This is a genomic window from Alphaproteobacteria bacterium (assembly GCA_015062495.1).
Classification (GTDB): Bacteria; Pseudomonadota; Alphaproteobacteria; order Rs-D84; family Rs-D84; genus Enterousia.
On sequence record SUUN01000002.1, the window covers coordinates 174,446 to 198,634 of the forward strand.

General features: G+C 45.2%; 29 protein-coding genes and 4 tRNA genes. 7 read left to right on the top strand and 26 right to left on the bottom strand.

Annotated elements, in window-relative coordinates; genetic code table 11:
- Nucleotides 1-228 precede the first annotated feature (228 nt).
- The 3 genes from E7008_03400 to rsmI are packed head-to-tail and all read right to left on the bottom strand — an operon-like array spanning nucleotide 229 to nucleotide 4,061.
- Entirely contained in the window at nucleotides 229-2,727 is a 2,499-nt protein-coding gene (locus E7008_03400) for a hypothetical protein (protein MBE6456965.1), read from the bottom strand.
- Complete coding sequence (locus E7008_03405) at nucleotides 2,714-3,268, bottom strand: YihA family ribosome biogenesis GTP-binding protein (GenBank protein ID MBE6456966.1); 555 nt, start codon at nucleotides 3,266-3,268, stop codon at nucleotides 2,714-2,716. The genes E7008_03400 and E7008_03405 overlap by 14 nt, the downstream gene beginning before the upstream one ends.
- Nucleotides 3,261-4,061, bottom strand: coding sequence for a 16S rRNA (cytidine(1402)-2'-O)-methyltransferase (gene rsmI, locus E7008_03410; GenBank protein MBE6456967.1), 801 nt, complete (start codon nucleotides 4,059-4,061; stop codon nucleotides 3,261-3,263). The genes E7008_03405 and rsmI overlap by 8 nt, the downstream gene beginning before the upstream one ends.
- Nucleotides 4,062-4,082: 21 nt before the next feature.
- Between rsmI and E7008_03415 the strand changes: the two genes are divergently transcribed.
- Complete coding sequence (locus E7008_03415; GenBank protein ID MBE6456968.1) at nucleotides 4,083-5,720, top strand: penicillin-binding protein activator; 1,638 nt, start codon at nucleotides 4,083-4,085, stop codon at nucleotides 5,718-5,720.
- 49 nt (nucleotides 5,721-5,769) lie between these two features.
- On the top strand, nucleotides 5,770-6,099 hold the full coding sequence (locus E7008_03420; protein ID MBE6456969.1) for a hypothetical protein: 330 nt from the start codon (nucleotides 5,770-5,772) through the stop codon (nucleotides 6,097-6,099).
- Nucleotides 6,100-6,224: 125 nt separating this feature from the next.
- On the opposite strand, the gene E7008_03425 is transcribed toward E7008_03420, so the two are convergent.
- Together E7008_03425 and E7008_03430 are read right to left on the bottom strand one after the other, a co-directional pair.
- Nucleotides 6,225-6,311 (bottom strand) — tRNA-Tyr (locus E7008_03425).
- A 58-nt stretch (nucleotides 6,312-6,369) separates the two neighbouring features.
- A tRNA-Gly gene (locus E7008_03430) sits at nucleotides 6,370-6,444 on the bottom strand.
- A 150-nt stretch (nucleotides 6,445-6,594) separates the two neighbouring features.
- Between E7008_03430 and E7008_03435 the strand changes: the two genes are divergently transcribed.
- Complete coding sequence (locus E7008_03435) at nucleotides 6,595-6,981, top strand: NirD/YgiW/YdeI family stress tolerance protein (GenBank protein ID MBE6456970.1); 387 nt, start codon at nucleotides 6,595-6,597, stop codon at nucleotides 6,979-6,981.
- A 250-nt stretch (nucleotides 6,982-7,231) separates the two neighbouring features.
- Here the strand turns inward: E7008_03435 and E7008_03440 are convergent, their stop codons facing one another.
- A complete protein-coding gene (locus E7008_03440; GenBank protein ID MBE6456971.1) occupies nucleotides 7,232-7,657 on the bottom strand; it encodes a protein-export chaperone SecB in 426 nt (141 codons plus the stop codon).
- A 111-nt stretch (nucleotides 7,658-7,768) separates the two neighbouring features.
- Between E7008_03440 and E7008_03445 the strand changes: the two genes are divergently transcribed.
- The 3 genes from E7008_03445 to ruvC are packed head-to-tail and all read left to right on the top strand — an operon-like array spanning nucleotide 7,769 to nucleotide 9,658.
- Entirely contained in the window at nucleotides 7,769-8,869 is a 1,101-nt protein-coding gene (locus E7008_03445; protein ID MBE6456972.1) for a hypothetical protein, read from the top strand.
- Entirely contained in the window at nucleotides 8,853-9,182 is a 330-nt protein-coding gene (locus E7008_03450; protein MBE6456973.1) for a DUF721 domain-containing protein, read from the top strand. Before E7008_03445 ends, E7008_03450 begins: the two co-directional genes overlap by 17 nt.
- A complete protein-coding gene (gene ruvC / locus E7008_03455) occupies nucleotides 9,179-9,658 on the top strand; it encodes a crossover junction endodeoxyribonuclease RuvC (protein MBE6456974.1) in 480 nt (159 codons plus the stop codon). The genes E7008_03450 and ruvC overlap by 4 nt, the downstream gene beginning before the upstream one ends.
- A gap of 26 nt (nucleotides 9,659-9,684) precedes the next feature.
- Here the strand turns inward: ruvC and E7008_03460 are convergent, their stop codons facing one another.
- The 7 genes from E7008_03460 to E7008_03490 form a co-directional block, all read right to left on the bottom strand.
- Nucleotides 9,685-9,927, bottom strand: a complete 243-nt coding sequence (locus E7008_03460) for a hypothetical protein (protein ID MBE6456975.1) — start codon at nucleotides 9,925-9,927, stop codon at nucleotides 9,685-9,687.
- A gap of 144 nt (nucleotides 9,928-10,071) precedes the next feature.
- Entirely contained in the window at nucleotides 10,072-10,602 is a 531-nt protein-coding gene (locus E7008_03465; GenBank protein ID MBE6456976.1) for a hypothetical protein, read from the bottom strand.
- 9 nt (nucleotides 10,603-10,611) lie between these two features.
- On the bottom strand, nucleotides 10,612-11,346 hold the full coding sequence (locus tag E7008_03470; GenBank protein MBE6456977.1) for a hypothetical protein: 735 nt from the start codon (nucleotides 11,344-11,346) through the stop codon (nucleotides 10,612-10,614).
- A 21-nt stretch (nucleotides 11,347-11,367) separates the two neighbouring features.
- The gene (locus E7008_03475) at nucleotides 11,368-12,078 is read right to left on the bottom strand and encodes an ABC transporter ATP-binding protein (protein ID MBE6456978.1); all 711 of its coding nucleotides are present in this window, start codon (nucleotides 12,076-12,078) and stop codon (nucleotides 11,368-11,370) included.
- A 16-nt stretch (nucleotides 12,079-12,094) separates the two neighbouring features.
- Entirely contained in the window at nucleotides 12,095-13,348 is a 1,254-nt protein-coding gene (locus E7008_03480; protein ID MBE6456979.1) for a lipoprotein-releasing ABC transporter permease subunit, read from the bottom strand.
- A 13-nt stretch (nucleotides 13,349-13,361) separates the two neighbouring features.
- Nucleotides 13,362-14,684 carry a hypothetical protein gene (locus E7008_03485; GenBank protein ID MBE6456980.1) on the bottom strand — a complete coding sequence of 441 codons (1,323 nt, stop codon included), beginning with the start codon at nucleotides 14,682-14,684 and terminating at the stop codon, nucleotides 13,362-13,364.
- 45 nt (nucleotides 14,685-14,729) lie between these two features.
- The gene (locus E7008_03490; protein ID MBE6456981.1) at nucleotides 14,730-15,053 is read right to left on the bottom strand and encodes a hypothetical protein; all 324 of its coding nucleotides are present in this window, start codon (nucleotides 15,051-15,053) and stop codon (nucleotides 14,730-14,732) included.
- Nucleotides 15,054-15,130: 77 nt separating this feature from the next.
- Between E7008_03490 and E7008_03495 the strand changes: the two genes are divergently transcribed.
- Complete coding sequence (locus E7008_03495; protein ID MBE6456982.1) at nucleotides 15,131-15,517, top strand: hypothetical protein; 387 nt, start codon at nucleotides 15,131-15,133, stop codon at nucleotides 15,515-15,517.
- A 155-nt stretch (nucleotides 15,518-15,672) separates the two neighbouring features.
- On the opposite strand, the gene E7008_03500 is transcribed toward E7008_03495, so the two are convergent.
- The 13 genes from E7008_03500 to E7008_03560 form a co-directional block, all read right to left on the bottom strand.
- Complete coding sequence (locus tag E7008_03500) at nucleotides 15,673-16,272, bottom strand: hypothetical protein (protein MBE6456983.1); 600 nt, start codon at nucleotides 16,270-16,272, stop codon at nucleotides 15,673-15,675.
- 104 nt (nucleotides 16,273-16,376) lie between these two features.
- Nucleotides 16,377-16,451, bottom strand: a tRNA-Glu gene (locus E7008_03505).
- 63 nt (nucleotides 16,452-16,514) lie between these two features.
- Nucleotides 16,515-17,255, bottom strand: coding sequence for a hypothetical protein (locus E7008_03510; protein ID MBE6456984.1), 741 nt, complete (start codon nucleotides 17,253-17,255; stop codon nucleotides 16,515-16,517).
- A 5-nt stretch (nucleotides 17,256-17,260) separates the two neighbouring features.
- Nucleotides 17,261-18,307 (bottom strand): glycosyltransferase family 8 protein, encoded by a 1,047-nt coding sequence (locus tag E7008_03515; GenBank protein MBE6456985.1) that lies wholly within the window; start codon nucleotides 18,305-18,307, stop codon nucleotides 17,261-17,263.
- Nucleotides 18,277-19,056 (bottom strand): hypothetical protein, encoded by a 780-nt coding sequence (locus E7008_03520; protein MBE6456986.1) that lies wholly within the window; start codon nucleotides 19,054-19,056, stop codon nucleotides 18,277-18,279. The genes E7008_03515 and E7008_03520 overlap by 31 nt, the downstream gene beginning before the upstream one ends.
- A gap of 168 nt (nucleotides 19,057-19,224) precedes the next feature.
- Nucleotides 19,225-19,470 carry a GIY-YIG nuclease family protein gene (locus E7008_03525; GenBank protein ID MBE6456987.1) on the bottom strand — a complete coding sequence of 82 codons (246 nt, stop codon included), beginning with the start codon at nucleotides 19,468-19,470 and terminating at the stop codon, nucleotides 19,225-19,227.
- A gap of 98 nt (nucleotides 19,471-19,568) precedes the next feature.
- Nucleotides 19,569-19,642 (bottom strand) — tRNA-Gln (locus tag E7008_03530).
- 86 nt (nucleotides 19,643-19,728) lie between these two features.
- Nucleotides 19,729-20,286, bottom strand: coding sequence for a CarD family transcriptional regulator (locus E7008_03535; protein ID MBE6456988.1), 558 nt, complete (start codon nucleotides 20,284-20,286; stop codon nucleotides 19,729-19,731).
- A 124-nt stretch (nucleotides 20,287-20,410) separates the two neighbouring features.
- A complete protein-coding gene (locus E7008_03540) occupies nucleotides 20,411-20,953 on the bottom strand; it encodes a hypothetical protein (protein MBE6456989.1) in 543 nt (180 codons plus the stop codon).
- A 57-nt stretch (nucleotides 20,954-21,010) separates the two neighbouring features.
- The gene (locus E7008_03545; protein ID MBE6456990.1) at nucleotides 21,011-22,789 is read right to left on the bottom strand and encodes a ribulose-phosphate 3-epimerase; all 1,779 of its coding nucleotides are present in this window, start codon (nucleotides 22,787-22,789) and stop codon (nucleotides 21,011-21,013) included.
- A 4-nt stretch (nucleotides 22,790-22,793) separates the two neighbouring features.
- The gene (locus E7008_03550) at nucleotides 22,794-23,474 is read right to left on the bottom strand and encodes a hypothetical protein (protein ID MBE6456991.1); all 681 of its coding nucleotides are present in this window, start codon (nucleotides 23,472-23,474) and stop codon (nucleotides 22,794-22,796) included.
- Between the two features lie 66 nt (nucleotides 23,475-23,540).
- On the bottom strand, nucleotides 23,541-23,939 hold the full coding sequence (gene tsaE, locus E7008_03555; GenBank protein MBE6456992.1) for a tRNA (adenosine(37)-N6)-threonylcarbamoyltransferase complex ATPase subunit type 1 TsaE: 399 nt from the start codon (nucleotides 23,937-23,939) through the stop codon (nucleotides 23,541-23,543).
- On the bottom strand, nucleotides 23,936-24,187 hold the full coding sequence (locus E7008_03560) for a hypothetical protein (protein MBE6456993.1): 252 nt from the start codon (nucleotides 24,185-24,187) through the stop codon (nucleotides 23,936-23,938). The genes tsaE and E7008_03560 overlap by 4 nt, the downstream gene beginning before the upstream one ends.
- Between the last annotated feature and the right edge of the window lie 2 nt (nucleotides 24,188-24,189).

A 24,189-nucleotide genomic window follows, 5' to 3' on the forward strand; every position in this document is an offset into this window, starting at 1 on the left:
ACCGCGAACCGATTGCGAAAAAAATAAAAGATAATGGTATAGATGCGCCGTGGTCGGCAAGCGTAGTGTACAGAAGTTACATGAGCGAACCGACCACAAGCAGATATGCCATTGGATTTTATAAAATTAAAGATAATGGTATAGATATGGGATGGGGGCGACATCGTAGTGTACAAACGCTACATGAGATGTCACCCCCGCCCATAGATATGCCATTAGATTTTATTTTTAATCTTTAATGCGGGCTAAATCATCATACACCTTGTATTTCTGGTCACCTGTTTCGCGATATTCATATGCAGCCGCGCCCGCTGAATAGATATTAAACAATTCTGTTGTCTTATCGACCGCCATACGCATCATTTGGGCGGTTTGTTCCGCGTCATATTCAATCACCCGCGCGTCATTGTTTTTCAGTTGTAAAAACCGCATAATCGGCGCACGCGACAATGATGTTGTCTGAATTGGAAAACCGCCCGACTGTAAAATATACGCCTCCAACGGTAATTGTGGCATATTGCCCTGCTCTAACTGGCTTTTTGATGGTGCGGCACCGGTCTTAACATCCATAACCCCACCATCCCATATGCGATCTGCGCGCGCACGCACATTGCGTCCCGCAATTTTAACGCACCCACCAATTTCCGCATACGCATTTTGAACGCTTGTCAATTCATTGGCAATAACCGGCGCAATTTCCAAGAACCGCTTATGCCAGAAATGAAATATCACACTGCCCGCGCCCAATTTTTCCAACGCCCGCCGATCCATTTCTGCGACCAATACGTCCGGGCGCAAATCCGTCGCATGTTCAATCACATCGTGAACCAGATTTCCAAAATCACGCGCATCAACCCCAACCCAATAATCATCCAACACCCGCAACCGCAAAATATGTCGCACATAAAATGAATACGGATTATGAATCAAATGTTCTAACTCTGTCACATATACATCCGACCAATCGGCGGGTGGCACAGGCGCAGAATAATCCAGCGGCCTATACGGCACATCATCACGCGCCAAAACCGCATCCAAAATTTCTGTATCCCGATTAAACACACCCCGTCGCGCAATCACGCGTGATATAAAACGCGATTCTGTTGTCTGAACACCGCCGGACACACCCGACCGCAACCAATACACACACTTTCCACACGACAGATTCATAAAATCCAGCGCCTGCAGGGACACTTTGCGATTTGGTGATGGCAACCCAATTTTTTCCGCCACCACACGTGGCAACCACGCATTTTCATACCCGCGCGATGGAAACATCCCTTCGTTCAGCCCCGTCAAAATCACAACATCCGCCGTCTGCATACGCGATTCAATTGTCCCCAGCACAACCACGTCTGCCCCATCACGCATTGCACCACGTACCGACACGCCCGACAACGCATCTCCAACAAACGTGCGCGCATCCGACAATGTTAAATCTATCCCTGCCACATTCAGTGCATTTGACATATCGCGCAACGCCAACCAAATTTCCACATTATCATCCGCGACAAATTGTGGCTGAAACTGTGGCATATACAAATCCACAATCATCGCAATTGTATTAAATAAATCATGATTATTTTCGGCATAGATTTTATCAAACGCATTTGATTTTTGTTCAATCCATGTATCTAATAAATTCAGAATCGCCCGCCCCTGTGCCGTCATCGTGCCGGGCACACCACCTGAAAAATCTGCATCCACACCACGTGCACGCAATGCCGCCGCAATACGCTGGTTTCCCGCCGCATCCGGCGTTATCACCAACACAGATTTATTCTGCGCAACGGCACGCGCGGCAATTTCCGCAACCACGTCTGCCTCAACCCCTTCACGTGGAACAGTGACCAGGTGACAGTTTGATAAATCCGCATCTATATCACATGCCGCACAATCATTCCCAAATGCATAATTCATAAAATCTATTTTTGACGCCCCAACATCAATTGGCCGAACATCCCCCGCCCCTAACCCCAGGCGTGACAAGAACTTATATTCCGCATTGTACGGATTTGTATCTAATTCAAAGTCTTCCACGCGCCCCGCAATTTTCCCCGACAGGATAATCCGCCCATGTGGCGCGCGTGCAACAGATTCCATCAAATCGGCTGTGGCGGGCACACTGGCGGTTGATGCGCAGACAATCACCAATTTATATTTATCCAGTTGATTTGCCCATGCATGAATATCGCGATTTCGCGCCGCAACCGCCGTAATTCGCCCCCCCGCATACTTATCCATAAATCCTGACAAAATCCCCAGGATTTTTGCCTTGCTTTGAAAATGTGTGGCATATTTTTCATCAACCAACGACGCCCAATCTATTGTTGCTGCATCCACCCCTTCGTTTTCCATATAGTCCTGCATACGCACCAAATCATGGGCCACAGACAATGCGGTCGTCAAATTTCCCACATTTGCGTCCGCCGCCAACAATCGGGTTAAAATCGCAACACGTTCAACATTTAAAATAATATCCGGGGAATTTTCTGTATCATCTGCATCTTCGTCCACCCCTTCGCCCAGTGCAACCAAACGTGGCAAAATTGCCACCCCACCCGACCGTTCCGCAATCATTTTTTCGACCGTGCGCACAGCGCGCCGACTGGGCAGAAATATCAGCATGTCTGCCACATCCACCCCAGATTCCACCATAACACGCCACAGCGCATCCGCCATCCGCGCCGGATTTGTCGCATAAAAGATATTGTTATTTAATGCCAAGTGTTTCCCTTATTGCATCCAGACCTGTTTTCTTTTCTGCCGATGTCATCAGAATTTCCGGCAACATCGCCCCATGATCGGTATGCTTTATTTCCAACTGTTTTTCTTCGCGTACTTTTTTATCCTTTTTCGTATAAACGATTTGATATGCAATCGCATTCGCATCACAGAAATCCATCAAATCTAAATCGGCATTTTTCACCCCAATTCGCGAATCAATCAAGATGAACAAGCGTTTCAACTGTCGTCGCGTCACCAGATATTCTTCCAATCGTTTCAACCACCGCATCGCATCAACTTTTGACACCTTGGCATAACCATAACCTGGCAAATCCACAATCATCACCCGGTCATCCAGATTAAACAAATTCAGACTTTGCGTCCGCCCCGGCGTATTTGACGTACGCGCCACCGGCGCACCCACAACCGCATTAATCAATGATGATTTTCCCACATTACTGCGCCCGATAAACGCATACTCTGCAAAATGCGTATTTGGCAAAGATTTAACTGTTTCAAAACTGCCTACAAATTTAATCATCTGCCCCACCTTTGTCTAATAAACGTTTATAGGCTTCTTTTTTTGAAATCCCGGTACGCGCCGCCAAATCAGCCGCCGCCGATTTCATAGATGTCGCCGCAATATCATTTACAATTTCTGAAATCTGCGCGTCACTCATTTTTATTTCTGGCCGTGGTGCAACCACAATAACAATTTCCCCACGCGGTGGCGCAATATTCACCAATTCTGCCGGATAGCCGATAATCGCCTCTTCATGAATTTTGGTAATTTCGCGCACAATTGCAATTTTGCGTTCTGGCATTACACGCGCCATTGCGGCAATTGTCGCCATAACACGATTTGGACTTTCATAGTAAATGATAGTATGCGGAATTTTGTTGTCATCGCGCAATTTCTTTTCATCAAAGAAACCACAGAACGTAAATCTGTCTGTTGGAAACCCACTTAACACCAGTGCCGATATACACGCCACCGGCCCCGGCACAACAAACACCGGCACACCCGCCGCGCGCGCCGCACGCACCAAACGAAACCCTGGGTCCGATATCCCCGGCATACCCGCGTCAGACACACACGCCACCGACATACCATTTTGAATTTTTTGGATTAAATCACCCACAACATCGCGTTCATTATGTTCATGACATGAAACACGTTTCGTCTTGATATCAAAGTGCGCCGCCAACTTGCCAAATACGCGTGTATCTTCGGCAGCGATTAAATCAACATTTTGTAAAACATCTATCGCGCGCGGCGACATATCTGACAAATTTCCAATTGGCGTCCCAACAACATAAAGCCCCGTTTGCATTCGTAATCCTTTTATAGTAAAATGATACAAAATAAAATGGATTTTTCAATGTATATAAACAGATTTTTTGGATATATCACGACACTTTTAATCCTGGCGGGATGCACAGGTCCGGACACAACCGCACCATCGGTCGATTGGTTTGACGAATATGAAAACATGCAGGCCGGCACACCATCCCAAATGTACGGCACACTGTCCGACGGTTATGGCACAAACGACACATCAACCGACACGCACCGTATGGCGGTATTACTGCCCCTATCGGGCGACAACGCCGCGGTCGGCAAAACAATCCGCACATCTGTTGAAATGGCGGTATTGCAGAACGCGCCAAAAAACCTGACGGTATCTTTCTATGACACGGCCGACAACACAACCGAAACCATTAACAACGCACTGGCCAAAAAACCTGAGATTATCATCGGCCCTGTATTTTCATCTGATGCAAAAACTCTGCGCGATACCAAGCCTGAACACCTGCCGGCACTGTCATTTACATCGGACGCAGACGCCCTGGGCAACGGATTAATGACAATGAATTTAATGCCAACAAACGGCGTTGAAACGATTGTACGCGAAATGAAATCCGATGATGTTAAACAATTTATTATACTTGCCCCTGATTCAGAATCTGGTCGTCTGATGGCTGGAACCGCAAAAAATGCAGCGGAAATTTACGAATTACCATTGGCGGGCATATTCTATTATGAATCTGGCAATCCTGATTCAATCAAGAACGCGGCATCTGCTGCATCTATGCATAACGCACGCACCATGGCCCACACCCGTGCCCGCCAGGTTTTATCCGACATATTAACAAACGAACGTCTGACCATTGTTGAAAAGTCAAATTTAAATACCCAACTGGAAAAATTAGAACGTGTCGACACAATCGGTCGCATACCATATGATGCAGTGTTATTCCTTGGCAATGGCGACGATACAAAATCACTGGCGTCATATCTGCGCTATTTTGACGTACCCGCACGCGACGCACGTTTCTATGGCACAACGATGTGGGACGGTTCTGACATTGCATATGACACAACAATGATGGGCGCAAAATTTGCAACTATGCCCGACATTAATCCTGAATTTACAAATCTTTATCAACAGATTTCTGGGGATATGCCAAATCGCCTGGCGACATTTGGATACGACGCCACCAACATGGCAATTGGCATGATATATTCTGATAAATCAACCGCCGCCTATTTATTAGACCCCAGTGGCTATATGGGCACAGACGGCCTGTTCCGTATGCAACCAACCGGCGCATCTGAACGCGCACTGCGTATTGTTGAACTGGATGGATCTGGCACACCACGTGAAATCAAACCCGCCCCGTCTGATTTCATGTCACCACTGTATAATATCGAACAGCGTCACATAACACCGGCCCCCGCAATGGATTTACAAACGCCCGGCATTGACCCAGACAACTACATCCGTCTGCCCGAACGCCTTGCGTCCAGTTATCGCAGCAAAACCATCGGCACAAACATCACCATTTCCCCAATGGTGCAAAAAAGTGAAATTGTCGCCATATTACCCGAAGATGACAGCGACGCCATCCAAACCCAGAACTTTACCCCGGTAAAATTGGAAAGCGTATCCCGCAGTTTTATCGATGAATACGAAGTGTACGAAGATTGATATTTCTGCAAAATCGTGATATAATCTAAAACAAACAAAAGGATTTACCATGGAAGATATTGTGAACGACCGCGTTAACACCGCACAGGCCGAACTGGCAAAACGCGCCAGTGAATTAAAACGCATTGTTGCGAAATCAAAAACTAAAAAACTGGGCCCTGGATTTAACGAGGGTGTAAACATCGTATCCCAAATGATAGAAGGTCAATCAAAATTACTGGACACTTTTGTATTTGACACCCCAAAAACAGCATTGGAACAACAGCGCAATTTAATGTTGATGACAGGAACGATGAACCAATCCGTCCAAGAAGGCATCAAATCCACCACCGATGCAATTGATTCAATGCTTCGCACGCTGGACGAAATGACACGATAATGACACACCGACCAAATGGTCGGTTTTTTGTGGCAAACACTGGCGTGGTGGCTGACGCTCTGGCGTATCCAGCCACCCCACCATACCAAAATAAAAACACCCCCATTCGGGGGTATTTTTATTTCTGGTGGGAGTGGCTGGATTCGAACCAGCTCAGGCTTAAGCCAACAGATTTACAGTCTGCCCCGGCTCTCCAACTCCGGCGCACGCCCGAACTTATTCGCCACATGCTCTTGTTTGTGGCTTGCCACACGAAGCTCTGGCGAAGTGTGGTGCGGGCAGCGGGAATCGAACCCGCATTTCAAGCTTGGAAGGCTTGCATACTAGCCTTTGTACTATGCCCGCAACAAATTCAAAGCCCAACGATTATATAATAAATGAAATAAAAATCAAGTGATTATTACGTGCAATAAAAAATGCCAAAAAATCCTAGACAACTGCCACAATCCATATGATATAATTTAAATACAAACAATAAAATCAAAGGGGACAAATATGAAAAAGACTTCTTTATTTGCATTAATCGGCGTTTTATTTGCGGGCGCGGCATCCGCTGAATTTGCAGGCCCTGACGCACCGGCGGCAACTGCGACAAACGCACGTGGTGGTTTTGTTAGCGGCGCCGAAACAATCGTCACTGTAAAACAAGTAAACGAAATGCGCGACGATGTACCTGTTATTATCCAGGGCAAAATTATCCAGCGCATGGGCGATGAAAAATACCTGTTCGAAGATTCAACCGGTTCTATTACTGTTGAAATCGATGACGACAATTGGCGCGGCCAGACCATCAGACCAACCGACACAGTAAAAATGTATGGCGAAGTTGACCGTGGCATTTTCAGCACCGAAATCGACATCGACTATGTTGAAAAACTGTAAAAATTAAACACCCCGCCAACCGGCGGGTTTTTTTTATAATAAATTAAAATAAAAGATAATGATATAGATACGGGATAGGGGCGACATCGTAGTGTACAGAAGTTACATGAGATGTTGCCCCCGCCCGTAGATATGCCATTAGATTTTATTGAAAATAAATTAGAATGATTTAGATAAAAACAAATCAGGCATCGTAGTGTACAGACGCTACATGAGATGCCCGAATTGTTTTTAGATGAATTATTATAATTTATTTTGCCTGTTTCTGTTCGTATAACTGGGCAAAGTCCACCGGCTGCATCGCAAATGTTGGGAAACCGGATTCTGATGTCAAACGTGTAATCAGGGCACGAACCGCTGGGAACAATAATGTTGGAACATCAATCAACAGTGTACGTTTTTTCGCTTCTTCGTCTTTTTCTTCTTCCATCTGGACCAGACCTGAATATGTTGATTCAATCAGGAATATTGATTTATCACCCTGCTCTAACTTTGAATGAACCTTGGTAATCAAATCAACCATGAACAAGTTGTTTTCTGCACCCTTGATTTGAATATCGATATTGATTTCTAATTTAGCCTGACCGTTATCGGACTTAAAGAACAATTCTGGTACATTTGGGCTTTCGAACGAAATGTCTTTTAGAAACTGTGAAATGATATTAAATTTTGCCATTATAAATTCTCCTTCGGTCTTATTGGCTAAAAAGTGGTCTGGACTTGCGTCCTGCTTTTATGTTAATATAACACTATAAAAGATTTTTACAAGTGGGGGGACAAACCAAAAATGCTTTTTTTAACAAAAAAATCTGTTTTTAATGGGATTCTGGGCATTTTATCCGCATTTATCCTGGCGTCATGTGATGTTTCTACGCCAACCGTATCGGGCGACAATTCGGTAATACCATCTAATTTTCGGCGCGTATCTTATAACGACCTGCCCGGTTGGCGCGATGACGATGTGCGCTATGCACTGCAAGCGTTTCGTAATTCATGCAAGGCTAAAATTCAATACACCGGCCGCCTGATACCGGACCGCGAATTATTTGCCGAAAAATGTCGCATGTTGCCAAGTGCGTCGGCGGACGTGGCAACGGTTCGCGCATGGTTTGAATCAAATTTTCAACCGTACCAGATTTACAATGACAACGGTGGCGATCGCGGCACATACACCGGATATTATTCCCCAATAATTCCCGCATGTCGCACAAAAACGGCCCAGTGTAACGAACCATTAATGGGCATCCCGACCGACGGCCGCAATTACAAGGGCGTGCCCAAGAAAGATATCGTAGAAAAGAAAATCGGTCGCGTCCTGTACTGGGCAAACATCGTTGATGTTCAAAATATCCAGATTCAGGGTTCTGGCAACCTGCGCCTAGAAGATGGCACGGACGTAAAATTAAACTTTGCCGCCGTTAACGATATGCCGTTCAAATCGATTGGCGAAGAATTGCGCAACCGTGGCATTCGCCCCGCCGGTGGCTTCTCTTCCGAGGCTGTCTGGCAACACCTGAAAGCGAATCCAACACTTGCGCGCGATGTAATTTACAAAAACCCACGCTATGTATATTTCTATGAATCCACCCCACCGGACGTAATTGGCAAACTGGGTACACCACTGTCAAAAATCCGCAGTATTGCGATGGACGACGACCTGTATACGCTGGGTTTGCCCGTATACATCAATACCAACCTGTCTGATGGTCGCCCGTTCCGCCGCCTGATGATTGCCCAGGACACCGGCAGTGCCATCCGCGGCTGGATTCGCGCAGATATCTTTTTCGGCAAAGGGGACGAAGCCTATAAATTCGCCCAGGGTCAACACGCCCAGGGCCAGATGTTCATCCTGATGCCCAAAGAATACACCTATGTCAAACCACGATAAAAAATTTGACGAACGCACCAAACGCCCCCAAACCATTGGCGGGGCATTGGGTGGTTTGATTAAAATTTTTGGGATTCGCGCATCGGATTCAGACCTGGCGGCGCGCTGGGATGAAATCATGGGGACTGATATCGCGTCTGTTGCGCGCCTGGCGGCAATAAAAAAGAATCGCGACAACACATTTAACGTTGTAATTCGCCCCACCCACCCGGCGTACGCATTACAACTATCATATCAATCCGACGAAATAATAAAACGAATTAACAAATATTTCGGCTATGACGCCGTCGGCAAAATAAGTTTTCGAAAATGACAAAACGCGTACTGGGCATTGACCCTGGATTATTACATACCGGATGGGCGGTGGTTGATACCGCGGGACAAACACGCAAATATATTGCCAGTGGCGTTATATTGCCCAAAACAACATTACCGTTTGCCGAACGCCTGACGACAATTTTTCGCGGCGTGTCCGAATTATGCGAAACATTTTCCCCCGACGAATGCAGCATTGAAATCACGTTTGTGAACAAAAACCCAAAAACCACACTTATTTTGGGACACGCGCGTGCGGCGGCAATTGTTGCAGTGGCGAACCGCGACATCCCCGTTTTTGAATACGAACCAAATAAAATTAAAAAGGCCCTGACCGGCGCCGGCCACGCCGACAAAACTGCGATTGATAAAATGGTTCAAATTTTATTACCCACGGCCCACCCAAAAACCGCGGACGAAGCCGACGCCATCGCCATCGCCCTGGCCCACACAAATATGACACGATTTATATAAACAAAAATCCCGCATATGCGGGATTCTTACCGCAATGGTGGGAAACAATCGCCACCTGATTCCGGGCAACAATTAAAACCCAAATCATACATATCGGTATAAACCTCGCCTGGGCAACAGCCATGTTTATCGGGCATTTCGCCCCCATCACACATTGGCACATCACCCGGCGCAATCGTATCACGCGACGCATGCGCCCACATCCCCAGCACAAATCCAACCAAGAAAGCCATAACAATCGCAACACACGAACTAATATTCTTTTTCATATATTATCCCTTTGATATAAAAATGTACCCTTGCACAAAAAATAAAAAATAATGGTATAGATACGGGATGGGGGCGACATCATAGTGTACAGAAGTTACATGAGATGTTGCCCCCGCCCGTAGATACGCCATTAGATTTTATTTTTATTTCAACGGGGGGAAACAGTCGCCACTACCCTCTTTCGGACAGCACGCAAACACCGTATTCCCCAAATCCTTGAACACTTCATCGCCACAGCACCCAAATTTATTGGGCTGACTGCCATCGGCGCACAGCCCCGCATCCAGATTGGCTAATTCCTGTTCCAACTCTATCATCGGGTCAATTTCCACAACATCTTGCTGAACCACAGATTCTACCTCTGGCGATTCTTGGACGACATCCTCTACAACAGTCGATACCTCTTCGGGTGCGGCGGTCACTTCAACAACTATCCGCGCTTCCCCAGACGTCCGACGCCCACGCGCAGATTTCGTACACGTACGACGATATTCCGCCTTTAATTTTGTCAGTTCTGCCGTCTCGGCTTCTGTTGGTTCATCTATTTTACCAATTTCAGACACCCGCGCCGATATGTCTGCGCAACTCATCCTCTCTGACACAACCTGGCCTGCGCCATCGGCAAACGCCCCCGACACAAAGCAACTTAACATTAAAGTAAAAAGTAATTTCATAACTATAACCTATTGTTCGTTAATGATTTTTTCGACTTCCAGAATGAAGTCAATCGCTGGATTTGTTAATCGCTTGGCGGTTTCAAAAATCTCTTCTGCGGCCGCCTGCATATTCAACCTTTTATATGTTTCTACAACCTCGATTGTCTCTTGGTTATCAAATTCATCATCTTCCAGCGCGCGCGCAATTTCCAATTCTTGTTTTGCCAAATCTACATACCTGGCACTATTTTCTGCGCATCCACGTTCTGACAAATTCGCATAGATTTTTGCCCTTTCAATCCTGTCATCAGAATCATCACTTGCATATGGCAATTGCCCCAACAACAGTGTTTCAATCTGTTCGCACGTCTGCTGACCCGCATCAGAATCCTGTAACGCCACAACAATTTCACGTTCACGCGCCGCCGCATTATGATATTTCTGCTGATTCTGGGAACAACCATTCATAACCAATTTTTCATAGACACCAATATTATATTCATGATCGCGAACATCCTGGCTATCCTCTGGCATCAGACGGCCCAGCAACAAATCTTCGATTATCGCGCATGTTTCTTTTGTCTGCGATTCCACCACCGGCGCAGGCGTTGCGACCTGCTCTATCTCTGCGACCGGGGTGGGACGGCCATTAATTCCCAATCCAACCATCAATCCGCACGCAAACAGTGCACCCAACGCCAACCATCCAAACACCTTCTCTTTTCTGGTGTGAACAACCTGAACTTTTTGCTTAACTTTCACAACTCTCTCCTTATGTTTTTATTATTCCACAATCCCATTGTTAATTGTAATAATTCTATCCGCGCGCGACGCCAGGTTCATATCATGCGTCACAAACAGCATTGCCATCTTGTTTTTACGCACCAAATCCAGCAATAAATCAAATACACTGCCTGCATGCATTGGGTCCAGACTGCCCGTCGGCTCATCCGCCAACAAGATATCTGGATTATTCGCCAACGCGCGTGCAACGGCGGTACGCTGTTGTTCGCCACCACTCATTTCCCCTGGAACATGCGACGCCCGATGCGCAACACTTGCAGCGCGCAGCAACTTCATCGCACGTGCCCGCGCCAAATTTTCATCCACACCATTGGCCAACATCGGCAACATAACATTTTCCAGCGCCGTAAAATCTGACAGCAAATTATGCTTTTGATACACAAATCCGATTTTTTTGCGTCGAATTTGTGTCCGCATATCTTCATCCATTTTCTGAACCGCCGCACCATTAATTAATATACTGCCCCCACTGGGTCGGTCTAACAATCCCACACACTGCAACAATGTTGATTTACCCGAACCCGACGCCCCAACCAGCGCGATAATTTCCCCACGATGCAAATCAAACCCACCGCCACGCAGAATATGCAATGGTTGCCCCCCTTCGACAAACGTCCGTTTAATATCCCGCACCGACATAACCGCGTCGCCAGACTGTACCTTTGACAAAGAATCTAAAATATTCGCCATTTACTTTGCCTTTTTCTTACTCATTTCTCAACACCTCGACCGGGTCTGTGTTTGCCGCCTTCCATGCTGGGTACAACGTCGCCAAAAATGCCAACAACACCGCAATCAGCGCAATCCCCAACACATCCGTCCAAACCAATTTAGACGGCAATTCAGACAAATAATACAGTTCCGCCGGAAACAAATCACGCCCTGTAATCCATTGAAAGAACTGACGAATTGGCTCAATATAAATCGCGACCAGCACCCCAAATATCGTGCCAAAGAACGCCCCAATCACACCAATCGACGTCCCCGATAAAATAAATATCTTCATCATAGACCTGCGCGACACACCAAATGTGCGCAACACTGCGATATCTTTGTTTTTATCTTTGACCAACATAACCAACGACGACACTATATTAAACGCCGCCACAATCACAATCAGCATCAAGATTAAAAACATAACATTTGATTCCACCTGTAATGCGCCAACAAAACCACGGTTCAAATCGCGCCAATCACGCACCACAAACCCATCCGGCAACAGACGCGCCAAACTTTCGACAACCGCCGTTGTATCTTCGGGATTATCCAAGAACAAATCAATATGCGTCACAGAATTGCCAATATTCAAATACTTTTGCGCGGTTTCCAACGGCATAAAAATATAGCCTGAATCATATTCATACATACCCATAAAGAATGAACTCATCACCGGGTACGACATAATCCGCGGCATTGAACCAAAGGGTGTCGGCGTTGCATTATTTGCAGACACTAACGAAATATTATCCCCCATACCAACGCGCAATGCCCGCGTCAACGACGCCCCCGCGACCAGTTCGCCATCTGTGATTGCGGCCAAATCCTTGCCATAAATTCGTGTACCGGTCTGGGTTTTTGCCGCCAAATCAGACATCCGAATCCCCCGCAACATCGCCCCCGTATTATTCCCATTTGCGGTTGCCATAACCTGACCTTCGGCAATTGGCACAATCGACACAACACGCTGTTCAACCGCTTTGTTCTGTTTCATTTTATCAATCAGAAAATCAAAATCCGAAATCGCGCCATCCTGGTGATAGACAACCACATGCCCATTCATCCCAACAATCCGCCCCAGCAGTGTATCATGAAAACCGCCCATGACCGACATCACCACAATCAGCGTTGCCACCCCCAACATAATACCAATCAGTGACACCCACGAAATCACAGAACCAAACCCGCGTTTTTTCGCGCCCAAATACCTAAATGCAATTTTCCGTTCCAGTTTTGAAAACATAACCTATCTTTCCTTAATCCTGCAAGAAATCCCGCAACGCATCCCCAATCAGTTCATTTGATTGCCCAACACCCGCATTATCCGCAATTGAAATCACACGTGGCGACATAAACACAACCAATTCCGCAAACGGCGACACCAATGTTTCCGGCGTTGTCACAAATGAATGTGTTGGAATACCAATAATCACATAGTTATCACCAATGGTCGACGGGATATTAAACGAACTCAATTCCCCCTGGCTGGTACGCAGAACAATCTTGGCATCAATCTTGTCACGACCGCCAAAGTCCCCATATGTCCCGGTCGCCCCAATCACTAAATCCGTTTCCAATCTTTCTTCGCGCCCACATTGACCAATATCAAATCGCGACTGCCACCCATTTGGAATTGCGAACGTTCCCTGGGATATCAGAACAACATTTGCCTGCTGTCCTAAAAATTCCTGTAATGTTTTTGTATTGATTTCCGGCCCAACCACCAATGCGCGCCCAACGACACCCGGGATTGACATCTTGATATTTTTTTCACCGAACGCCGGCAACAAATTCATCCATACAATCGGGTTATCTGTACGCGGATACACACGATACACATCAATATCCCACGCCAGCATATATTTCTTGCCCGAAATGTCGGCGATTATTTTTGCGACTTCGCGTTCTGTCTGATAATTCCCTTCGAACACAACGGTTTTGTCACTCCAATCTACCAACAGATTACGCATATCCGCCCCATGCATTGCATCCAACAACGCCATAATAATGGTCTGATTTTGCGGCATTTTAATCAGCCATTTTCCACGATGCGACAAATTTAATTCGCCATTTTGCGCATCATACGAATAATACACACGCCCCATTTTCGTCATCAATTCAACCGCATCCGACAGTTCGCCCGTTGAAATTGTGCCTGTAATTTTTTCATACAGTGCGCCCTGCTCTACCACTGAAATATCTGTCCCGTCCAACAATTTATCCAGCGCATTTTTCACCGTCAAATCCTTGAACTCATAATCTGACACCTGTAATTCTGGCAACGGATCACCCGCACCTAAACGCACCATTTCAATACGTTCCGACGGCACAACCGACACAACGCTTTGATTGTTCCAGTCCACCTCGCACCGCATTGGCAATTCAACTGAAAACCGACGCGCCGTATCTGTGGTCAACGCGGCCTTTTTCGGAAAAATCGGCACAGAATTTTCATCAATTACCAACTCGTCAACAACGGTAATATTGTCATACAGTGGCTGTTCCTGTTGTTTATTCTGCACACACCCCAGCATCCCAAAGATACAAAACAACCCAAATAAACTTTTTACAAATTTCATCCCCAATTTCCTTTGCTCTTTGCTCATTGCTATTTGCTCTTTTTCTCAGATATTCATAACCCTTTCAAATTCTTCCAATGTCATTTCATGAATTGGTTTTTGCGATGGCGTTGTTAAATCCCGCACGCGTTCGAACTGGGCACTGAAACGATTGACCAGCGCAACAATTTCCGCCCCAACATTTTTATTTTGCTCTATTAATCTGCGTCCATATTCAACAACATATTCCAACACGTCCGCCATATAGAACCGCCCGACATAGTTTTCCATTGCAATTCCGCCTTTTTGCACACAAATTGCCGACATCAGCATAGCGGTCTGATTATAATAATTTGCCAACTTGATAAATTGTTGCATATTAATTGCCATGGGCGTTGTTCCTTCTCTCTTTTTTCACATTATAAAAACTATTGCCCCCAAAAGGCAATTAAATTATAATATAAAACATGAGAATATATTTTCCGACCATTTTATTATCGCTTTTCCTGGCATCGTGCGCATCTGTCAACCGTGGCAGCATTGATAACGCAACGGTTCTGAACTGGGAAAACGAAGCGGTCACCACCGAACAGTTCGTACGCGATCACAAATCTTGCCTGGGCATAAACAAACCATCGTACCAACCCCGGTCCCGGATTGCTAAATTACTTGCCCCAAACCAATCTGGCCTGATGCCTGACTGGGACGGCCTGTGGGTCACGTTTCAATCAAACGAATACCGCGACGTCGGCCAACGCAGTCTGATGTCCGTCCCCCGCAACACCACATCAAAATCAGTTGGTGCATACCGCAAATGTATGTTCCGTCGTGGCTATCTGTTGCGCGCGATGTAGTGCGGAAAACACACCTATACAAACCCCAGCCAAAATATCACATAATACAAAACGCGGACACTGCACAAACAAACCCAACGGGTCTTTTACGGCCCCGAACCCACATCCCAGTAATGCAATGTTTGCAAAAAATCCCGCCACATGGCGGGATTTGTTTATCGTATCAATTGATTTTTTTCATTTAACAGTGAATCTATTTTCCCCTGCAAAGTGCGCACCTGGGCATTTGCGCTTTTATCAAAATGTGCCCGCACCGCATCCGGCACATGACGAACATTTGGTGCGCGACGGTCAAATTCCTGAATCTTATTTTTATTTGCATAATATTGCCATTTTACATTTTTAACCCCTGGGACATCTGAAAAATCTCTAAATACCGTTTCATTATTTTTTACAATCGCCATTATAGAATGCTTTTGCGCCGCGTTATAGGCACGTGTCATTAAATCCCGGTTTACTGTACGCAGACTGTCAATCGCCCCTTGGTTTTGCACGACCCATTGATACTCTGGATGGCGCACCAACGAATCCGCAATCAAAGAATCTGACACACTATACAAACTGTCAATCTGGGCATTTGCAGATTTAACCTGTGAATCAATCTTGGCTATTTTCGTATTTTGCTCTCTTTCCATCCGTTTGATTTTTTTAGTGTCATACACCATAGCCATCACCAAGGCCAACACAAACAAAATCCCACCCGTCATAATAAACGGCACATGAAGTTTCCAAAAATTATCATTATTATTTTTCATGACGCAGCACTCCTATACATTTAATCTCGCCGTAGCGTAAGAGAAAGCGGATGGATGGTTCGCATCACAAGGATACCCGACTCTCTTGTGCCGTTATTCAAGGCTGGCACCCCCAACGGGAATCGAACCCGTGTTGCCAGAATGAGAATCTGATGTCCTAACCGCTAGACGATGGGGGCAACAATCATTACGCGCTTTATCTTATACGCAAACACACAACATTTCAAACAAAACTTTCCAGATTATGCATTTTTTCTTGCTTTTTGAAAGTACAGTTTTGAATATTCTGCCAAAACATCAATCCCCAAATATCGGTAATTTCTTTTTTCCCATGTACGCGTTGCAACATATAACGCCGGCAGAAAACTTTGAAACTTGGTATCTTCCCAGTCTATGAAATATGTAATATTACAATGTTCATCCAACATAAAGTTTTGCCAAATATCCCCCTGAAACCACCCATACAGATAATCAGGTTTATCCTTTGGATTATCTTTCAGATCCTGAATTTCTTTTGGATTATACTTACCAATTACATACAACATATTTGCAATCTGTCGCGCAATATGTTTTCTGTGATTACTGACCACGGCGGGCGACACATCCGACAACAGCGTTCCGCGCGCAAATTCATACCTGCGAATAACGATATTCTTGTAATGAATTATCTTCATTGTTGGGATTTTTATCGGCGACACAGCCCCCAACGCTTCAACAATACGTTGTTCCCGATACGCAATTTCCCGCCCATCTGAAAACAGTGGAAATTTGAACACATACTTGTCATTCAGCATCACCACAAAATTTCTGCATCCACGACCAACACGCGTTCTAATTTTGCGCTTTTTCATACCAGCGGCATACCTGCGCACCCACAATATATATGCCAACGTTTGGGGATATCGAATCATCACCCGCACTTTATCGCGCAACTTTCTGTTTGGTATCACCAGACAAATCACATTCGACAGGAAATGCAACATCTGCCCTACTCCTGGAACAAGCCTGTCTTGCGCGCAACATCCCACCAATATTCTGAAAACACAGGTCGAATACCGGTACTCCATGGCTTGATATAATCAGAATAATGCAGAACCACCAAATTATGTTTTAAATCATCCAGTTGCGATTCCGAATAAATCTTGAATATACGCGACCCATGCGACAGTTGGAAATTATACCGCAACGGCAAAAATGCAATTCGTCCCTTTAACGTAAAATTCAGTACATCTTGATCCGGGTTATAATAGTCGTGTGTTTTGGAATCCAACACCCACTTTTCATAAATATTTTCCTTGCGGATTTTATCCAAATCCATCAACAAGAATCCTGAATTAATGTACATATTTGTACGTGTTGGCACGGCTGCGATAACATTCTTGCCCAGATCATATTCATAAATATCAATCAAATCACCAAAGAATATGATATCCAAATCCGCATAGATAATTCGCGACACATCCGGCACCAATTTTGGCAACATCAAACGATACCACATTGCAACCGGCCATTTACCACGACTGGATTCATCAAAGTCATGATTGCCCACAACAAAATGTACCTTGGACCCCGACCCTTTGACAACACCACGAACAATGTCTTTTAAATCCTTATCTACATCCTCGGTCACGACACAGTAAATATCATAATCACAACGTCCCGCGGACGCCAACAACAAAGACTTGATTGTAACGGCGGCCATTTTACAACCACGCGCATCAAAACAAAACGCCACAGGAATCTTGGTTGGATATTTTTGGCGTGGAATCCTGGTTTCGGACACAGTGGAAATCAATCCCTTGTATCTGATTTTATCACGATTCAACCGACGCTGGGCGCGTGTTTTTCCAAACAATCCTGCGACCACAGAACTAACCCGTCTTACCAAACCATATTTATACATTGGCAATCCTTTCTTTTGCTGTTGTACTTTTATCCTAGGATATTTTTCTTTTTTTCGCAAACAAAATATACACCGCCCAATTTGGGCGGTGTATTCGTTGCCTATTTTACCCGTTGCGCAATGCCCGGCCATATGATGGTCTGTTGTGCCTTTTTAAAAATCGCCACCGGCAAATTAAAAAGATCCTCATCCGCGCCATTGGTTGTTGCACGTTCCAACACCCCATACATATCAACCGCCCGGTGCAAATCATTTATGCGCCCTAATATTATTTTTTCCCCAGAATATCGGACATATTCATATTCAAACACATCACGCCCCAGGACAATTTTGTAAATTTTACCAATCGTGGAACAATCTATTTTCCCATCTGTATCCCGCAAAAACCACTGATATTGCATTGGGTCACTAATTTGATTGGCCCTTACCCCCTGAACAATATTATCAAATTTATCCACGAACCGTCCCGAATTAATCATTTCCATATTGACACGTTTCCCATTGACTGCCGCAATCCGTGTCTGCAAATCAGAATCTTTGATATATTTTGGCCGCGCCTTGTCATAAAGTGCGCCAATTGTATCCAACGTACATGTTGGAATTTCCAAGTGCACATAATCACCATTCAATTTATATGGCACAGACGACAAATTCAACGCCAACGAATACGGCAATTTAAAATCCACATTTTCCCACGATTGCATGGCGCAGCCAGTGGTACACGTTGTATATATCAAACGTCCATCCGACTGTGTCAGAAACAGACATTCTTCATATCTGTGTGCATCGCGTTCATACTTGGTTCTAAATTCGATATTTACCGGCCTGGCCAGTGCCTTGTGCTGTAAAACGACAGATGTTTTCAACGGAATATCCAACATTAACATTACCTTTTTATAATCCGCTCTCTCGACACTTCCAACAATTGCATGATTAAAGAAAAACCACCAAAATTCAATACAAAAAAATGCCCCCTGCGGGCATTGTTTTATTTTGGTCGGTCGCGCACACAGGGGCGTGGGGATGTTCCCCACTAGTGTTTTGGGAAATCATTTCCAAAAATGTTTTTTTGCGAATGCGTATCCTGAGCCAGTTTTAAGATATCGTTCAAATTCTAATGCCGCATCTTTTGAACTAAATGCAAAATAATTTACCAATTCCCAAGGTTTATATTTTGCTGTATGTATTGAATATCCCGCATTATGTTGCTTTAGTCGTTTCTTTAAATCATCTGTTTGACCGATGTATTTTTGTTCTGGATTGGAAATACTTTTTATAAGATAAACATAAAACATTTATAAGTCCCCCTTCGTTAAAACTTCGGGCGACACTACTTCGCCTATGCTTCTCGCCTTGTGTGGCCTGCCACACGAAGCCTCGTAGAGGCGAAGTGTGGTTGGGGCGCACGGATTCGAACCATGATAAAGAGAACCAAAATCTCTTGTCCTACCATTAGACGACACCCCAATTGCACCGGCAATTATACCCACCCCACAAATTTTTTCAATAACAAAATAACAACGTACAAAAAAACCGCCATTGGCGGTCTTGTTCTATGATTCTTCTTCTATGTCGTCGTCATCAGATTCAACGGCATTCAAATCTATTTCCTTGGGAATTCCCAATATATCTTCAATCTTGTCCGATGCCGCATCCAGGTCAATTTTATGTAAAACGGCAAATTCCTGGGCCATGCGTTCCAGCGCACGCAAATACAATTGACGTGCAGAAAACGTCATCGTGTCCGCCGCACTTCTGCGTTGCAGGTCGCGCACCACTTCGGCCAATTTCATTGGATCGCCCGAATTAATATTTTCTTCGTACTGTGCGGCGCGTCGCGCCCAAATCATACGTTTTGCGCCGGCTTTGCCCTTGGCTGATGCGATTGCTTCGTCTAATTTTTTAGCGGTTGTCAATGGACGCAGGCCGGAAATTTCTGCACGTTCCATCGGCACGCGCAACGTCATATGATTGCGTTCAAAATCAATCACCAGCATTTTTATCTTCTGCCCGGCGATTGTCTGCTCTTCTATACGCAACAGTTTTCCAACACCCTGGGTCGGATAGACAACATACTGTCCTGTTTTAAAATCTAGTTTTTTACTTGGCATTATTGGATACCCTTTTACGGTTGCCATTCTCTCTGTCTGACATATTATACCATAAAAAAACCTGAAAAACAAACATTTGGCAAAAAAATTATCCCGAACCTGTGCTCGGGAAAACAAATCTAAATCAACGCCCCAGACGCTTGACCGCCCCCGTTCGACGCAGTGTCGATGCACGTGCTGCCTCGGCCTTGTTTGTTTCTTTGACGCAAATCCATTTACCATCCTGCAATATGGCAGACATTCCCGCATCACAATCAGGCTTTTCCAACCGCCATGCAAAGCATGCACCCTTTTGATACGATTGATATGTCGAATTATCCCCACCGCGCGTATACGCACCATATTCTGGGTTCCATTGGCCTGCAACCTCGCCCCCGCACCACTTACGCGCGCCCCAACATTCAACACAATTTCCCGATGCATCGCACAGTTCACTTGCCGAACCAGTTGAAACATATCCTGAACCAGCCTTGTCACCATTGCCCATCATTTTGCCTGTTTCCAAATCACGACACCACAACTTCTGACATTCTGCCGATGGGATACCATCAATTTTTTTTCGCGATTCCACCAGCACATATCCCGGCCCACACGACGTAAATGTTGCATTCGCCCCACACATGGTCGCCAAAACTACAACTGCGGAAATAATAAATTGTTTTATCATGATAAATCCTACTTAATACTATTTTACATATTTTATATATATTTTACAAACAGATTTTTATTCCGCGCCCTTTTTCATCAGGGACTGCACCGCCAACGGGAAATCAGCCGCCCGCGCCAGATATGATCCCGACACCAACAAATCCGCCCCCGCATCCCAGCATAACTGGGCGGTACTTTCATTAATTCCACCATCAACCGAAATCGTAAACTGCAACCCATACTTTTTACGCGTTCCTGCCAACACTGAAATCTTGTGCAACGCCCCCGGATCAAAGGCCTGTCCCGCTGCCCCTGGCGCGACTGCCATTACCATTACCTCGTCAATCTCGCGCAGGATTGGCTTTAACAACGAAACATTTGAATCTGGATGCAACGCCACCCCCACCCGACGACCCGCCGCCCGAACATTTCGAACCGCGGTCTTTAACCCAGATGTATTGGTTGACAATATCACCGTATCCGCCCCAGCTGCAATCGCGTCCGCCGCCCAGACAACGGGACTCTCGGTCATCAGATGAACATGTAAATGCGCATTTGTTCGCGCCCTAATATTTTTTAATTCATCAATTCCACCTGCAATTCTGTCAACATAGAACCCATCCATAATATCGATATGAATCATTGAAATCCCGCCCGCCCGAAACATTGAATACGTTTCGGCCCGTTGCATATCAAAACATAAACTGCTGGGCATAATTGGGACAAATTTCTGAACCTTTTTCTGCTTTTTTCTAAACAATTTCCCAATCCAGTTTGTACGTCGCACCCACCGGTCGTGCCGTGCGATATACCTTTGACGTTGTGCACCCTGCCCCCGCCAAACATAATCAGACAACGCACGCACAGTTGCGTCCACCGGCAACACTTCGGTCATAACTGCGAACGCATTTTCAATAAAGTCACGCAAACCTTCGATTTCTGCCCCACCCCCGGTCAGGATAATTTTTGTTGGCCGATATTTTGTAAAGGACGGCAAACATTGATCTTTCAGTTGTCCAATAATATCAACCAATATCGGCAACACAACATCATTTACATCCCCGCGCGAAAAATCATATGCCCGGTCGGCGGGCGCAAACCGATCCATTTCCTTGGGCACCAATGATGCAACCGCCCGCTTAATCCGGTCGGCAGAATCAAAATCTATATTCAGTTTTTCTACAATTGCATTTGTAATGTCTGTCCCACCCCGCTGAATTTTGGTATGCCACACTGGCCCACGATCCGTCCAAATCGACGCAGCCGTAAATTGCGCCCCAAAATCAATAAACAGTGTTGTCTGTTTTTCCGCGCGACAAATCGCGTTTTGAACAAACTGTGGGTCAAACAAAGCGTCCGCCTGAATATGTGCACCGCGCAAATGTTCAAAAACAGCATCCACCCCGTCACGCGAATAAAAAATCACCCCAAAAGCAGAAATCAATTGTCGATCAACATGTCCAATTGGCGTCACCATATTTCGTGCCTGTGGCGCATCATATCGCAGTGGCACAATATGCATTGGGAAAAAACCATCCGCCGGCACAATCTGGGCAATCTGATTTCTGACATCGGTTGGCGATATCTTGTGCTCTCCGCCCCAAACTGTACTTTTTGCGCACATTTCATATTTTGAAACACCAAAATTACCGGTAATATACGCTGAATCAAAATGTGTTCCAATCTGTTTTTCCAACTCGTCCACCACAGACTTGATTGCGAACACAGTGTCATAACTGTCCATTGCAAAGAACGCCGACTTGTCAATTCGTGCACTGCGCACACGATGTGCGATACCACGTACACCATACGTGCCAATATCCAGACACAAAAAAGACGAATCAAACAAATTCATATCTTTACTTTACCAAGATTCGCGCACTATCACGCATATCTATCAGATTGATTTTTCGGCTTAAAATATTGTGATTATTATTCAGTGACACCAACTGTCCAATTGCATCGACCGGATTTTGTTCTGGCAACATAATGGTTATTCCCCCCGTCGTATGCAAATTCCAACGTCTGTTTTCAATCCATTCTAAATAATCCAAATCCCCAACCAGATTATGTGCTGCCTTGGTAATTGCATCAATATCACCCGGTACAACCCCACGAAAAACCACATGTCCTGCGTCCCGCACATCGGTTGGTTTATTTACAATTGTCCCATCAACCGACAGCGGATAAAAATGTTCCCCATCTGTCCACAATGCCACCGCCGTATACATAGACACCTGGACAACCAAGTTACCATTCGGCAATCTACGTACTGCGGATTTCTTAACCCCTGGCACAGCCGCCACACGCGCATTCATATTATCCAAATTTACCGAATAAGACCGCGTTCCCGGTGCTACTGACACCGCATTTGCAATTGCCGATAAATCTTTGTTATCTTTATCCGCAGTTATTAAAATATTGCGCACCCGCGAAATATCGCCATGCCCCATTCCAACCATAATAATCCGGGACGCAAAATAAACCGCCAGAACCACGGAAACAACAAAACACAACCAAAACCAGATTGAACGCTTCATAGGGTCAATTATATCATAAAATCTGCCCCCATTCAAACACGGAAAATAAAAAACCGGCAATACCGGTTATTTAACTTCTATCTTTCGTCCATCACCATATTGGGTGATATGCAAACTAATTGTATTTTCCGGCAACATATCGCATGCAATTTGTGGCCATTCAATCAGCGTTATATCATTTTGCATTGCATGTTCTAACCCAATTTCGGCCAATTCTGACGCATCTTCGACCCGATATAAATCAAAGTGCGAAATCCCATCATAATTTTGCACGATTGTAAATGTCGGACTGGGGACAACCGTATCCGCCCCACGCAGTGTTTGAATTACTGCACGTGCAATCTCAGACTTGCCCATTCCCAAATCGCCATACAACGCAACCACACATGGCGCGGTCAGTGTTTTCGCAAAATCCCGTGCCCATGCCCGTGTTTCATTGATATTATTTAACACAAATTCTTTCATAATACTTTTTCCCTTTGCAAATCCATCCAATGAACCAACGGTTTATATGCTGGTGTTTTTATTTCAGATTTTTTTTGTTTTATTTGTTCCAGTGTACGTTCTGCATCCGCACGCACATTGTATGGATATCTGACTCTTAAATATTTTTCCCCTACCTTAACAATAACTTCCACGGCATAGTAATCTTGCCACAGTTGAGAAAAATAAATACCATTTGTTTTAACAATTTTATTTACGTCTATTTTCATAC

Coding starts and splice junctions, on each gene's coding strand:
- E7008_03405 (MBE6456966.1), bottom strand. CDS start 3,268: ATGATTAAATTTGTAGGCAGTTTTGAAACAGTTAAATCTTTGCCAAAT.
- rsmI (MBE6456967.1), bottom strand. CDS start 4,061: ATGCAAACGGGGCTTTATGTTGTTGGGACGCCAATTGGAAATTTGTCA.
- E7008_03415 (MBE6456968.1), top strand. CDS start 4,083: ATGATACAAAATAAAATGGATTTTTCAATGTATATAAACAGATTTTTT.
- E7008_03420 (MBE6456969.1), top strand. CDS start 5,770: ATGGAAGATATTGTGAACGACCGCGTTAACACCGCACAGGCCGAACTG.
- E7008_03435 (MBE6456970.1), top strand. CDS start 6,595: ATGAAAAAGACTTCTTTATTTGCATTAATCGGCGTTTTATTTGCGGGC.
- E7008_03440 (MBE6456971.1), bottom strand. CDS start 7,657: ATGGCAAAATTTAATATCATTTCACAGTTTCTAAAAGACATTTCGTTC.
- E7008_03445 (MBE6456972.1), top strand. CDS start 7,769: ATGCTTTTTTTAACAAAAAAATCTGTTTTTAATGGGATTCTGGGCATT.
- E7008_03450 (MBE6456973.1), top strand. CDS start 8,853: ATGTCAAACCACGATAAAAAATTTGACGAACGCACCAAACGCCCCCAA.
- ruvC (MBE6456974.1), top strand. CDS start 9,179: ATGACAAAACGCGTACTGGGCATTGACCCTGGATTATTACATACCGGA.
- E7008_03460 (MBE6456975.1), bottom strand. CDS start 9,927: ATGAAAAAGAATATTAGTTCGTGTGTTGCGATTGTTATGGCTTTCTTG.
- E7008_03465 (MBE6456976.1), bottom strand. CDS start 10,602: ATGAAATTACTTTTTACTTTAATGTTAAGTTGCTTTGTGTCGGGGGCG.
- E7008_03475 (MBE6456978.1), bottom strand. CDS start 12,078: ATGGCGAATATTTTAGATTCTTTGTCAAAGGTACAGTCTGGCGACGCG.
- E7008_03480 (MBE6456979.1), bottom strand. CDS start 13,348: ATGTTTTCAAAACTGGAACGGAAAATTGCATTTAGGTATTTGGGCGCG.
- E7008_03485 (MBE6456980.1), bottom strand. CDS start 14,684: ATGAAATTTGTAAAAAGTTTATTTGGGTTGTTTTGTATCTTTGGGATG.
- E7008_03490 (MBE6456981.1), bottom strand. CDS start 15,053: ATGGCAATTAATATGCAACAATTTATCAAGTTGGCAAATTATTATAAT.
- E7008_03495 (MBE6456982.1), top strand. CDS start 15,131: ATGAGAATATATTTTCCGACCATTTTATTATCGCTTTTCCTGGCATCG.
- E7008_03500 (MBE6456983.1), bottom strand. CDS start 16,272: ATGAAAAATAATAATGATAATTTTTGGAAACTTCATGTGCCGTTTATT.
- E7008_03510 (MBE6456984.1), bottom strand. CDS start 17,255: ATGTTGCATTTCCTGTCGAATGTGATTTGTCTGGTGATACCAAACAGA.
- E7008_03515 (MBE6456985.1), bottom strand. CDS start 18,307: ATGGCCGGGCATTGCGCAACGGGTAAAATAGGCAACGAATACACCGCC.
- E7008_03520 (MBE6456986.1), bottom strand. CDS start 19,056: ATGTTGGATATTCCGTTGAAAACATCTGTCGTTTTACAGCACAAGGCA.
- E7008_03525 (MBE6456987.1), bottom strand. CDS start 19,470: ATGTTTTATGTTTATCTTATAAAAAGTATTTCCAATCCAGAACAAAAA.
- E7008_03535 (MBE6456988.1), bottom strand. CDS start 20,286: ATGCCAAGTAAAAAACTAGATTTTAAAACAGGACAGTATGTTGTCTAT.
- E7008_03540 (MBE6456989.1), bottom strand. CDS start 20,953: ATGATAAAACAATTTATTATTTCCGCAGTTGTAGTTTTGGCGACCATG.
- E7008_03545 (MBE6456990.1), bottom strand. CDS start 22,789: ATGAATTTGTTTGATTCGTCTTTTTTGTGTCTGGATATTGGCACGTAT.
- E7008_03550 (MBE6456991.1), bottom strand. CDS start 23,474: ATGAAGCGTTCAATCTGGTTTTGGTTGTGTTTTGTTGTTTCCGTGGTT.
- tsaE (MBE6456992.1), bottom strand. CDS start 23,939: ATGAAAGAATTTGTGTTAAATAATATCAATGAAACACGGGCATGGGCA.
- E7008_03560 (MBE6456993.1), bottom strand. CDS start 24,187: ATGAAAATAGACGTAAATAAAATTGTTAAAACAAATGGTATTTATTTT.